The 12,927-nt window shown below is 36.9% G+C and carries 12 protein-coding genes; 6 read left to right on the top strand and 6 right to left on the bottom strand.

What is annotated here, in order from left to right:
* Window positions 1–2 precede the first annotated feature (2 nt).
* The 6 genes from B5X53_RS05070 (at window position 3) to B5X53_RS05045 (ending at window position 7,233) form a co-directional block, all read left to right on the top strand.
* Window positions 3–1,289, top strand: coding sequence for an NAD(P)/FAD-dependent oxidoreductase (locus B5X53_RS05070; RefSeq protein WP_079712161.1), 1,287 nt, complete (start codon window positions 3–5; stop codon window positions 1,287–1,289).
* A 53-nt stretch (window positions 1,290–1,342) separates the two neighbouring features.
* Window positions 1,343–1,912: a hypothetical protein gene (locus B5X53_RS05065; protein ID WP_079712160.1), complete on the top strand. Its 570-nt coding sequence runs from the start codon at window positions 1,343–1,345 to the stop codon at window positions 1,910–1,912.
* Between the two features lie 52 nt (window positions 1,913–1,964).
* Window positions 1,965–3,548, top strand: a complete 1,584-nt coding sequence (locus B5X53_RS05060) for a 4Fe-4S binding protein (protein ID WP_079712159.1) — start codon at window positions 1,965–1,967, stop codon at window positions 3,546–3,548.
* Window positions 3,548–4,240 carry a glycosyltransferase family 2 protein gene (locus B5X53_RS05055; RefSeq protein ID WP_079712158.1) on the top strand — a complete coding sequence of 231 codons (693 nt, stop codon included), beginning with the start codon at window positions 3,548–3,550 and terminating at the stop codon, window positions 4,238–4,240. The genes B5X53_RS05060 and B5X53_RS05055 overlap by 1 nt, the downstream gene beginning before the upstream one ends.
* Window positions 4,240–5,706: a cellulose synthase family protein gene (locus tag B5X53_RS05050; protein ID WP_079712157.1), complete on the top strand. Its 1,467-nt coding sequence runs from the start codon at window positions 4,240–4,242 to the stop codon at window positions 5,704–5,706. Before B5X53_RS05055 ends, B5X53_RS05050 begins: the two co-directional genes overlap by 1 nt.
* Window positions 5,707–5,796: 90 nt before the next feature.
* Window positions 5,797–7,233: an MptA/MptB family glycosyltransferase gene (locus B5X53_RS05045; protein ID WP_079712156.1), complete on the top strand. Its 1,437-nt coding sequence runs from the start codon at window positions 5,797–5,799 to the stop codon at window positions 7,231–7,233.
* Here B5X53_RS05045 and B5X53_RS05040 read toward each other — a convergent pair.
* The 6 genes from B5X53_RS05040 to B5X53_RS05015 all read right to left on the bottom strand — a co-directional run bounded on the left by B5X53_RS05040 (window position 7,204) and on the right by B5X53_RS05015 (window position 12,923).
* Window positions 7,204–7,830 carry a lipid-A-disaccharide synthase N-terminal domain-containing protein gene (locus B5X53_RS05040; RefSeq protein WP_079712155.1) on the bottom strand — a complete coding sequence of 209 codons (627 nt, stop codon included), beginning with the start codon at window positions 7,828–7,830 and terminating at the stop codon, window positions 7,204–7,206. The genes B5X53_RS05045 and B5X53_RS05040 overlap by 30 nt on opposite strands.
* A 102-nt stretch (window positions 7,831–7,932) precedes the next feature.
* On the bottom strand, window positions 7,933–8,904 hold the full coding sequence (locus B5X53_RS05035; protein ID WP_079712154.1) for a deoxyhypusine synthase family protein: 972 nt from the start codon (window positions 8,902–8,904) through the stop codon (window positions 7,933–7,935).
* Entirely contained in the window at window positions 8,897–9,772 is an 876-nt protein-coding gene (speB, locus tag B5X53_RS05030; RefSeq protein ID WP_079712153.1) for an agmatinase, read from the bottom strand. The genes B5X53_RS05035 and speB overlap by 8 nt, the downstream gene beginning before the upstream one ends.
* A 46-nt stretch (window positions 9,773–9,818) precedes the next feature.
* Window positions 9,819–11,222, bottom strand: coding sequence for an arginine decarboxylase (locus B5X53_RS05025; RefSeq protein WP_079712152.1), 1,404 nt, complete (start codon window positions 11,220–11,222; stop codon window positions 9,819–9,821).
* A 285-nt stretch (window positions 11,223–11,507) separates the two neighbouring features.
* The gene (locus B5X53_RS05020) at window positions 11,508–12,350 is read right to left on the bottom strand and encodes a pseudouridine synthase (RefSeq protein ID WP_079712151.1); all 843 of its coding nucleotides are present in this window, start codon (window positions 12,348–12,350) and stop codon (window positions 11,508–11,510) included.
* A gap of 96 nt (window positions 12,351–12,446) precedes the next feature.
* Window positions 12,447–12,923 (bottom strand): nucleoside deaminase, encoded by a 477-nt coding sequence (locus B5X53_RS05015; protein WP_079712150.1) that lies wholly within the window; start codon window positions 12,921–12,923, stop codon window positions 12,447–12,449.
* Between the last annotated feature and the right edge of the window lie 4 nt (window positions 12,924–12,927).

Genomic DNA, 12,927 nt, shown 5'->3' with positions numbered 1-12,927 from the left:
TTATGGAACACATCGTTATAATCGGTAACGGGATTGCAGGAATCACCTGTGCACGGCACATCAGGAAAAATTCTGATGCAAAAATTACAGTGATTTCCGCAGAGAGCGATTATTTCTTTTCCCGAACCGCTTTGATGTATGTGTATATGGGCCATATGAAGTGGAACCACCTGAAGCCTTATGAAAATTGGTTTTGGGAGAAAAACCGGATTGAACTGAAAAAAGCCTGGGTAGATAAAATAAATTTTGAAGAAAAAACGCTTCATTTTTCTTCCGTAGAAACAATGGATTATGATAAACTGGTTTTAGCAACTGGTTCAGTTTATAACAAATTTGGCTGGGAAGGTCAGGATTTAAAAGGCGTACAGGGATTAATTTCTAAACAGGATTTAGAACTCCTCGAAGAAAACACCCAAAACTGCAAAAAAGCCGTAATTATCGGTGGTGGATTAATTGGCGTGGAACTCGCCGAAATGCTCAAAACTCGAAATATTGAGGTGACTTTTTTAATTCGGGAAGAAGCTTTTTGGCATAATATGTTGCCAATCCAGGATGCACAATTAATTTCTGAACATATTAAATCTCACGGCGTAGACCTTCGGCATCAAACCGAACTCGATAAAATTATGAGCGATGAAAACGGAAGGGTAAAAGCGGTAACTACAAAATCCGGTGAAGAAATTGAATGTCAGCTTGTAGGACTATGCACCGGAGTGAGACCAAGTATAGATTTTTTAAAAAATTCAGAACTAGAAACCGACAGAGGAATTTTGGTAGACAATTTTCTTCAAACTAGTTTTAAAGATGTATACGCGATTGGGGATTGCGCTCAACTAAAGCAACCGCCTGCACATCGCAAACCTATTGAAGCGGTTTGGTATGCCGGCAGGATGATGGGCGAAACACTCGCACAGACTTTAACCGGAAATGCGATGAAATACAAACCGGGACACTGGTTTAATTCGGCTAAATTCTTTGATATTGAATACCAGACTTACGGACAGGTTTCAGCAAAACCCGGCGAAAAGGAAATGCATTTTTACTGGCAGCATAAAGACAATACAAAAGGCATTACTATTGCTTTTAACCGGAATTCTAATAAATTCTTGGGTATAAATACCTTCGGAATTAGAATGCGCCACCCCGTTTTTGATCGCTGGCTTACCGAAGATCGAAAAATAGATTATGTGCTCGCTAACCTGAAACAAGCCAATTTTGACCCCGAGTTTTACACCCGACACGAGAAGGAGGTTTTTAAGAGTTTTAAAGAGAATTTACAAGAATTTTAATGTAAAAGACCTCACAGGTATCGAAGACCTTTGAGGTCTAAATATCTTATAACATGAAATATGAACCAATTGCAGCAGACAGTATTACCACATATATAACCTTGGCAATAATAAGCAACCAATATTCTTCGAGGAAAAAAATTATAATTATTTCATCAGCATTATTGAAAAACATTTTGATTCCTGTAGCTAATATTTATGCCTACTGTTTGATAAAAATTCATTTTCAAATTTTGGTAAAAACAAAAACTTATCTTCCTGATTTAAAAATTCCTAAAGCTTTTTCAAATTTATTTAATGCATATGCCAAGGCTATAAATAAAACTCATAACTGCTCGGGCAGTTTATTTCAGGACCGATTCAAAAGGAAAATCATTAAAAATGAAGAATACCTTAAAACCTTAATTCCTTACATCGATCTAAATCCAAAAAACCATAAAATCATTGATAATTTTGTCAATTATAAACATCCATCCTATTCAAGAATAATTTTATCAGAAAATTCCTTTCTAAGCGAGAATGAAGTAATAGAACTTTTTAATGATAAATCTAACTTTTCCTATGTTCATTCTCAAAGACAAGCAGAAATCCTTAAACTTGACAAAAACATTTTCTTAGAATAAATCCAGACTTCACAAGTTTTTAAAACCGTAAAGTCCACTTTATCAAAAGTATATGAGCAAACTAGAACACAATATGTCCCTCACTGCAGAGGCACCGGCAAAACTTTCTAAAACCCAAAGACTGGCCAGTGGGATTGGTTTAGTGGGGCTTTTTATCCTGGTGCTTGCCATAGCAAATGTGAATTTTCCGAATAAAGTTTTATTTCTCAGTATTTCTCTGGGACTAATTACTTTGGGAACTATAATTTTTGCAAACGATTTGTATTTAGGCAAACACGAAGGAATAAAAAATGACGGAGTTTGGTTTAAATCACTTACCGGCCGCGGATTTTGGGCCTGGGTGCTGGGTATTAGCCTTACGCTTTTTTACGTGGTGTTGTACTGGTTTCCACAATATTTAGGACTTAATGAAAATGCTGCCAACACCGGGATCATTGCTTTATTCGATCCTTTAAGTCGGTTAATTAGCGGGAATCCAGCCAGCCAGTGGTTTGTTTATGGCACGCTCTACACGGTGGCCATTCTTATTTTTGGTTATAAATTCATTTTAAAATATCGGCATAATCGGTATGAAATAATTCGTACGTTTTCGGTGATGTTCTTTCAGTTAGGTTTTGCTTTTTTGCTTCCTGAAATTTTAATTCGCCTTAACCAGCCTTATTACAATCCTGCTAATATCTGGCCACTTAACTACGATTTGTTTACCGATTATAAGATCAATGAATTTCTTTCCGCAGGAAATATTGGCGTGCTTATGCTGGCTTTTGGTTTGATTTCTGTCTTCGTAATTACTCCAATTTTAACTTACAAATACGGTAAACGCTGGTACTGCAGCTGGGTTTGTGGCTGCGGCGGCCTTGCGGAAACCGCCGGAGATCCTTATCGCCACTTATCCAATAAATCGCAATATGCCTGGAAGATTGAGCGTTGGGTGATTCATAGTGTTTTGGTTTTTGTCACGGTAATGAGCATCGCTGTTCTATATTCATTTTTAGGTGAAAATTCAGAAGAATTCTGGCTTACCCGGGATATGTTCTTAGGGGGTTCTGCGGGTTTTCTCACGCTCCTTTTTGCTGTGATTATGATTTTTAAGCGTAAAGAATTGGCGAAAGATGCTAAATATGGCGCTATTGGTTACCTGGTTGTGATTTTAGCAATTATCGGTATTAATTATTTTAGCGGAAACGGGAATATTTTCTTCTTTGCCGGTTATCAGCTTCGCGAATGGTATGGCTTTTTAATTGGAGCCGTTTTTTCCGGAGTCATTGGCGTAGGATTTTACCCGATTTTTGGTAGCAGGGTTTGGTGCCGTTACGGCTGCCCAATGGCTGCGATTTTAGGAATGCAGCAACGTCTTTTTTCAAAATTCAGGATTACTACCAATGGCGGACAATGTATTTCTTGTGGAAACTGCTCTACCTATTGCGAAATGGGAATTGATGTTCGCGCATATGCTCAAAAGGGTGAAAATATTGTGCGTTCAAGTTGTGTTGGCTGCGGAATTTGCTCGGCAGTTTGCCCACGTGGCGTGCTAAAACTTGAAAACGACGATTTAGACGGAAGAATAAATTCTGAAGAAGTTTTACTGGGAAATGATGTTGATTTAATGAATTTGGTAAACCAGAAATCGAAGTAATGTCTCCAAAAATCAGGGTTATTATTCCGGCTTATAATGAGGAAGAATCCATTGCAAAGGTGATTACTGAAATTCCTGAGATTGTTCAGGAAATAATTGTAGTAAGCAATAATTCTACCGATGCTACAGAAGAAAACGCCAAAAACGCCGGGGCAACTGTACTTCAGGAACCCAGAAAAGGTTATGGTTACGCTTGTTTAAAGGGAATGGATTACATTTCATATCAATCAACTAAAACCGATATTATTGTTTTTCTAGATGGCGATTACAGCGATTTTCCTTCCGAATTAACCAAAATTGTTGCCCCAATTATTGAAAAAGATAAAGAGCTTGTAATTGGTTCCCGGGTAAAAAAATGGCGCGAGAAAGGCTCGATGACATTTCCACAGATATTCGGCAACTGGCTGGCGACTTCGTTGATGAAGTTATTTTTCAACGCCCGCTTTACTGATCTGGGTCCGTTCAGAGCGATTAAATACAATAAGTTACTGGAACTCGAAATGCAGGACAAAACCTACGGCTGGACGGTAGAAATGCAATTAAAAGCCCTTAAAAAAGGATTTTCTTACACCGAAGTTCCCGTCCATTACAAAAATAGGATTGGCACCTCAAAAGTTTCGGGCACTGTGAAAGGTGCTATCTTTGCAGGAATCAAAATCCTGGGTTGGATATTTAAATACAGTTTCAAATAATGGACCTTACCATTATCATTATATACACGCTCGCGCTGCTGCTCATTTTCTTCTACAGTATTTCGCAGCTTCAATTGTTAGTGAATTATTTGAAAGCCAAAAAAGAGATAGATTCTTCGGAAAAATTTGACCTGGAAAATCCTGCTGAAATTCCTTTTGTAACCATTCAACTTCCACTATACAACGAACTCTATGTAGTTGAACGCCTGCTGAAAAATATTGCAAAAATTAATTATCCTCGTGAAAAACTTGAAATCCAGGTTTTGGATGATTCTACCGATAAATCGGTTGAAAAAATTAAAACATTAGTCGTAGAACTTCAGAAAGACGGACTCGATATACTACACATTACCCGCAAAGACCGCAGCGGCTATAAGGCAGGTGCTTTAAAAGAAGGTTTAAAAATTGCTAAAGGCGAATTTATCGCGATTTTTGATTCGGATTTTTTACCGCAAGAAGACTGGTTATTACAAACCGTGCCTTATTTTAAAAATTCTGAAATTGGCATGGTACAAACCCGCTGGGGACATATAAATCGGGATTATTCTTTACTTACCAAAATTCAGGCTTTCGCTTTAGATTTTCATTTTATCCTGGAACAGACCGGAAGGAATTTTGGAGGGCATTTTATCAACTTTAATGGTACCGCCGGATTATGGCGAAAGGAATGCATATTGGATGCCGGAAACTGGAGCGGAGATACCTTAACCGAAGACCTCGATCTAAGTTATAGAGCGCAACTCAAAAAATGGAAATTTAAATACATAGAAGATGTAGAAACCCCGGCCGAATTACCCGTGGCGATTAGTGCAGCCCGCTCCCAGCAATTTAGATGGAATAAAGGTGCTGCAGAAAATTTTAGGAAGAATTTTAAAAAGCTGCTAAAAGATAAATCGGTACCATTTAGCACTAAATTCCACGCTTTTTTTCATCTTCTTAACTCCAGTATGTTTTTAGTGATACTGGTTTTAGCGGTTTTGAGTATTCCGGTTTTATTCATTAAAAATAACAATCCGCAGTTTGGTTGGTATTTTAACCTTGTGGCTTTCTTTTTACTAAGTACGGTGATTTTCTTTTTATGCTATTATGTGGCTTATGCAAAGATTCACGGGAACAGTTTTAAGAGTTTTCTGACTTTTATCGGGATGTTTTTTACGTTTTTCTCTGTTGCGATGGGGTTTTCGGTTCATAATTCGCTAGCGGTTTTGGAAGGTCATTTCGGAAAAAAATCAGCTTTTATCAGGACTCCTAAATTCAATGTAAATTCTTTAAGAGATTCCTGGAAAAACAATATATATATTCAACAAAAATTCTCGCTGAGCATCGCCGTAGAATTCGCCTTATGGTTATATTTTGGTTTCGGACTCTACAGCGCTTTTATGCTGAACGATTTTAGCCTGGCCATTTTTCACCTGATGCTGTTTATTGGATTTGGGTTTGTGGTTTTTAGATCGGTTAGGATTTAAATTGGGATATTAGTTTCCGTCAAGCTGAACTTGTTTCAGCTTCTAATATGAATTGATAAAGCACATCCTAGATCCTGAAATAAATTCAGGATGACGAATCATATTTCACTTAAAAAAAACGTGGCAAATTTTCTTAAAAATCATAAATTTTCCCTCCTCCTCGTTTTAACGGGGATTGCCTTTTATTGGTCTTTCGGTTACGATCTTGAACGAAGTGATTTTATAAAATTGATAAGCCTTTATGCCGGGTTATTTTTTATAAGTTTTAAGCTTATCCAATTAGAAAAAAACAATTTCTGGCTTTTGGCTGCTATAACGGTTCTGTTCCGGTTAATTTTTATTGTAGCTACACCAAACCTCTCACAGGATTTTTATCGCTTTATCTGGGATGGAAATTTGATATTGGAAGGTTTAAACCCATATTTATCGGTACCAAATGAGTTCTCCACCAATGCTGGGTTAAAAGACGCATTAAATCAGGGAATGGGAAGTTTAAGCGCGGGAAATTTTACCAGTTATCCGCCGGTAAATCAGTTGCTTTTTGCTTTTTCCGTCTTATTAGGCGGAAAAAGTATCCTGGGTTCTGTGGTGGTTATGCGACTTTTAATCAGTTTAGCTGATCTTGGAATTCTATATTTTGGCCGTAAATTATTACTAACGTTAGACCTACCAACATACCAGATTTTTTGGTTTATTTTGAATCCATTTATCATTATTGAATTTACCGGAAATTTGCATTTTGAAGGCGTGATGCTTTTCTTTTTAATCTGGTCGATATACCTATTACATAAAAAAAAATGGATTTGGAGTGCGATTTTATTGGGAGTTTCAGTTTCAGTAAAATTACTTCCATTGTTGTTCTTACCGCTTTTATGGAATTATTTTTTAAAGAAAAGAAGCTTTAAAAACCTGCCTAAAAATGCATTAATTAAGAATAAAATAAGGCAGGCCCGAGAGTTAAATTTTCAAAAGTTATTAATCTATTATTTGATAGTGGGAATTACCGTTTTAATTAGTTTTCTACCATTTATTTCTTCGGAATTAATTTATAATTTTTCAGCGAGTATAGCGCTTTGGTTTCAGAAATTTGAGTTCAATGCGAGTGTGTATTATGTAATTAGATGGATTGGATTTCAGCTGAAAGGCTATAATATCATTGAAACTGCAGGAAAGATTTTACCCTTCATAGTAATCCTTATACTTGCCGGACTCGCTTTTTTTAGAAAAAATGATTCAACCGAAAAACTTCTTACTACGATGCTTTTGGGAATTTCGGCATACTTTTTTCTGGCAACTACAGTGCATCCCTGGTATATAGGCACACCCCTTTTACTTTCGGTTTTTACTAAATTCAGGTTTGCTTTAGTTTGGTCACTTTTAGTAATTTTAAGCTATTCTGCCTATGCTAATACTGAATTTCAGGAAAATTTCTGGCTAATTACTATTGAATACGTGGTAGTTATAGGAGTTTTTATCTTGGAGTTTTTTCAACCCAAGCTACTCCGCAGACTTCCTTATTATAAATAAGTTTCTGATATAAACAATACCTCCAAAAAAGTGTGCGGCGATTAAAACGGGGTCGTCCCTAAAAATTCCGTAGGCAAAAATAAGAATTGATCCTACGAGGCTTATAATCCAGAATTTAAGCGGTAAATCGGATTCGTGGTTTCTTTCGGCGTGAATCCATTGATAAACAAAGCGGGTGGTATAAATAAGTTGGCCCACAACTCCCAGAATGATAAGCCAGGTTGAGTTATTTTCGCCCTTAATGAGATCTTCCCAGTTTAACTGCCCCAAAAAGATAATATACAATGCGATTAGAATTGGTAAACCAATTACATAAATCTTGAACATTATTCCCGATTTTCCCCACTCTCCCTGTAACTGGAGATTTCTAAAATAACCACCATATACCAGGAATTGCCCGAGCATAATTGCTATATCGTCTCGCAGATACCCGTAAATAAATAGTAAAACGGCCCCTTGAAGACTAAGTTTCCAAAACAATGTTGGAATTTCAATTTTTTGGGTTTTTTCTGATTTTATCCACTGCATTATTAATCTCGCAGAAAATAAAAGCTGGGCCAAAAAACCAATGGCATATACAATCCAACTACTACTCATATTTTCATCTTAACTTAACTTAAAATCGGGCAAAAAAAAGCTGTTCAATAATACATTAAATGCATTTCTGAACAGCTTTAATCTCTAATAATTATTTGTTAATTACATATCCAGCAGATAAGCAAATATCAACGGTGCCACAATAGTTGCATCACTTTCTATAATATGTTTAGGTGTGTTTATATCAAGTTTACCCCAGGTAATCTTCTCATTAGGAACAGCTCCTGAATAAGAACCATAACTGGTTGTAGAATCTGAAATCTGGCAGAAATAGCTCCAAAAAGGAGTATCGGTTCTTTCCATATCCTGGTATAGCATTGGTACTACACAAATTGGGAAATCGCCCGCAATTCCACCACCAATTTGGAAGAAACCAATTCCCTCTTTAGAATTATTGGTGTACCAATCGGCAAGGAAAGTCATATATTCAATTCCCGATTTCATCGTACTGGCTTTCAATTCGCCTTTAAGCACGTAGGATGCGAAAATATTCCCTAAGGTACTATCTTCCCAACCGGGAACAACCATTGGTAAATTCTTTTCGGCTGCGGCATACATCCAGGAATCTTTCAGATCTATTTCGTAATGTTCTTCCAAGACTCCGGAAAGTAATAGTTTATACAGGAATTCGTGAGGAAAATATCGTTCGCCATTGGCTTCAGCATCTTTCCAAATCTTCTCAATATGCTTCTGAATTCTTCTAAAAGCTTCTTCTTCCGGAATACAGGTATCGGTCACCCGGTTAAGGCCTTTTTCAAGCAAATCCCATTCATCCTGCGCGGTTAAATCGCGATAATGAGGAACTCTTTTATAATGAGAATGAGCCACCAAATTCATAACATCTTCTTCAAGGTTTGCGCCGGTACAGGAAACAATATGAACTTTGTCTTTCCGAATCATTTCGGCAAAAATTTTACCGATTTCAGCAGTACTCATTGCTCCGGCAAGTGAAACCAGCATCTTTGAGCCGCCTTCAAGTTGTTTTTCGTAATCTTTTGCAGCATCAACAAGCGCTGCGGAATTAAAATGTAAATAATATTTTTCTATAAATTGGGAAATCGCTCCTTTACTCATCTTCGTCTTCTTCGTTATAATTTTGGTATTTAAATTTGTAGCTCAACATTTTGTAATACAACTTCGCCGCGAGAAAATCTGATGATTTTTCGTTTTTATTTGGGCAAAGCTCTACAATATCAAAACCTACAACATTTTTCTTTTTAAACATCATTTTAAGGAATTCCAGTGTTTCATACCAGAAAAGTCCGCCCGGTTCCGGTGTTCCTGTAGATGGTAAAATTGAAGGATCAAACGCATCTAAATCTATGGTAATAAAAACATTTGGTGTCATTTGTCCAATGGCATCCTCCTGCCAGTCCTCGTAAAGATCGTGCGCGAAATACACCCGGTTCTCGTCCATATGTTCTACTTCAGAAACATCCATAGACCGAATTCCAACCTGAACTAAATTAGCTTTCTTACTGGCCTCGTGAACGGCACAAGCGTGGTTACAACTTGAACCCTCATACTCCGGTCTAAGATCGGCATGCGCATCTAATTGCACGATGGTTAGATCTTCAAAACTCTCATTAAACGCCCTAATAGTACCTATGGACACAGAATGTTCTCCCCCAAAAATAGTAACAAACTTCTCTTGTTTAATGTAATTTTTTACAGTTTTATAAACGGTATCTACCATTTTCTCTGGCGAAGAATCTTCGGTTACCGGTGGTGCAAGATAAATTCCTTTTTTATAGACTTCAGATTTTGTTTCAATATCATAAAGTTCCATATTTTCTGAAGCTTCCAAGAAAGCTTCAGGACCTTTATCTGCTCCTTTTTGCCAGCTACTCGTTCCATCGTACGGCACCGGGATTAATACCACTTTCGCTTCGTCTATTCGCGAATATTTATCTGATATTCCGGCGTAATTCTTTTTATTCATTGTAATACTAAATTGGTTGTTGTTGGTTATATAAATTTATCAAAAATTAATTATTTTCCTTGTAACCCAGTATTTTAAGCATATCATCGGCATTTTGTTCAGGGCTAAACAAACTGGTTTCTATATTTCCAGCTGCATCTTTATCTATAAGAATGTGTTTTGGCTGTGGAATTAAACAGTGATGCAGGCCACCGTGGCCTCCAATAGTTTCCTGGTACGCCCCGGTATTAAAAAACCCAATATAAAGCGGTTTTTCTTTTTTATACTTCGGAAGATAAATAGCATTTACGTTTTGTTCTGAATTATAATAATCGTCACTATCGCAGGTTAGACCACCAAGTAAAACACGCTCGTATTCATCGTTCCAACGGTTTACGGGTAACATTACAAACTTCTTGCTTATGGCCCAGGTATCAGGTAAAGTGGTAATAAATGAAGAATTTATCATATTCCACTTTTCACGATCGTTTTGTTGCTTTTGGTACAAAATCTCGTAAATAGCACCGCCACTTTCGCCAACGGTAAAGCTTCCAAATTCGGTAAAAATATTGGGTACGTCAACTTCAGCTTCTTCACAATAAAGCGTGATCTGATTGATAATTTCATCTACCATATAGGCGTAATCATACTCAAAATGAAGCGAGTTTTTTACCGGGAAACCTCCACCAATATTCAGACTATCTAATTCCGGACAAACTTTTTTCAAATTGATATAAACGCGTAAACATTTCTGTAATTCGTTCCAGTAATAGGCTGTATCCCGAATTCCGGTATTGATAAAGAAATGTAACATCTTCAGGCTAACCTGGTCGTTTTCCTTTATCTGTTTATTATAGAAAGGGACAATATTTTTATAACCTATACCCAACCTTGAAGTATAGAATTCAAATTTTGGCTCTTCTTCTGAAGCAATCCTGATTCCTATAGGAAATTTCCCTTCAATTTTTCCGGTTAAAAGATCAATTTCCTCGTAATTATCTATAATTGGGATACAATTCTTATGGCCGTTATTCAGCAAACGGGAAATATTTTCTACGTATTGATCCCGTTTAAAGCCATTGCAGAGCACATAGGTGTCATCGGTAATTTTGCCCGATTTTTTAAGTTGCTCTACGATATTAATATCGAAAGCCGAGGAGGTTTCAATATGAATATCATTTTTTAATGCTTCATTTAAAACGTGCTGAAAATGTGAACTTTTGGTACAATAGCAATAATTATAACTTCCCTTATAATCGTGTTTTGCCATAGCATCTGCAAACCACTTTTTGGCCCGTCCTATATTATCTGAAATTTTAGGTAAATAGGTGAATTTCAATGGGGTGCCATATTGCTTTACAAGCTCCATTAAATCTATGTCGTGAAATTTTAATTCGGTGCCTTTCAGAGTGAACTCTTCCTGGGGAAAATAATAGGTCTGGTCTATTAAATCGCTGTATTTCGTATTCAATTGATTGGTTTATATATTAAAGGTAAAAATTTAGGCATTAATTTTTCGCATCAAAAGAAATGACTGGTAAATTAATGTTAAGAAAGTGAGTTGAATTAATTGATTTGTTGTCTGAAAGTGTTTCAGATAAAATAAAATTGGAGAGCAGAGAGCACTTCCGTTGAATGAGGTTATAAAATACTGTCAATTAATTGTATGCATTAAAATATTTAAATAAAAAACCGGAAAAGGAAAATCCTAATCCGGTTCAAAAATATTAAAAAACTTAATACGGAATCACTTTTTTTAAAGCATTCCCAAATTTATAACTTCCTGATCTGTAAGTCTTCTAAAACGGCCTCTTGGCAGGTCTTTTTTTGTAAGTCCGCCAAAAACTACACGATCCAGTTTTTCAACTTCATAACCCTGACTTTTAAAAAGTCGTTGAATTATATGATTTTTTGTACTATTGGTTTCTATCCCAACTTCGTTCTTTGGCCTCTCAGCGATATAACTAATATCCTGAATGTTAACCTTGCCGTCTTCCAGGATAACGCCATTTCTAATTTTCTCTAAATGTTCTACAGAAAGCGGTTTGGTAAGGTTTACCTGGTAAATCTGCCTTATTCCGTTTCGTGGTTTACCAAGTCTTTTGGCCAAAGTACCATCGTTGGTAAAAACTAGAAGTCCCATTGCCTGGGTATCTAATTTTCCTACAGGATCAAGCTTTGCTTTGGTGGCTTTCGCCATAATATCCATTACGGTTTTACCTCCTTTTTCGGTACTTCCGGTAACATAAACCCCTTTGGGTTTATTAAGTACAAAATATTCGGGCTTATCGGGATTTACACTTCTTCCATCAAACTTCACCTCATCGGTTGGAGCTACTTTAAAGCCCATTTCGGTTACCACATTACCATTAACGGTTACATTTCCGGCAGAAATAAAGATATCGGCATCACGGCGGGAACAAATTCCAGCGTTGGCGATATATTTATTTAAACGAATTCCATCGGTTTTGGAAGGGGTTTTAGGAGCCGACTGCTGCTTTTTTATAGGCGCATTGCCGCGGGCCATAGACTTTTTAGATGATCCACCACCCTGTCTTCCGCTAACTTTTCCACCTTTAGATTTATCGTTTCTACTCATGTCGCTAATTTTTTGCAAAGGTACTCTATTGATTTATAGTGGCATCCTATTTCGTGTAAAGATTTCATCGCTATTTTTTGATTGAAAACCCGCAGGTTAATAATCTACCCGATCTCCCTTAGCTTCCCATTTTTGAAAAACCGGAAGCCCTTCTGCACGCATTAGATTTTCAAAAGGAATTCTACGATCGTCCATTTTAAGGGCGATTTCATCGTAGATAAACTGGTCATCAAAACCAATTTTAGCCGCATCTTCCCGGGTTAATGCGTAATAAACCATTTTGGGACGAGCCCAGTAAATTGCACCCAAACACATTGGGCAAGGCTCGCAGGAAGTATACAAAATACAATTTTCCAACTGAAAATCCTGTAATTTTTCGCAGGCTTTTCTAATCGCAACGACTTCTGCATGTGCAGTAGGATCGTTACTGGCCGTTACTTTATTGTTGGCTTCAGCTATAATTTCGCCATCTTTTACAATTACAGCTCCAAATGGTCCGCCCTGGCCTTTATCTATTCCTTCTTCGGCTAATTGAATAGCTCTTTTCAGAAAATAGTTATGATCTTTTTCCATATAA

The sequence above is a fragment of the Salegentibacter salinarum genome, assembly GCF_900168115.1.
In the GTDB taxonomy this organism is placed as follows: Bacteria; Bacteroidota; Bacteroidia; order Flavobacteriales; family Flavobacteriaceae; genus Salegentibacter; species Salegentibacter salinarum.
Note: the sequence above shows the minus strand (reverse complement) of the source record. Positions and strands in the feature narration are given on the sequence as shown.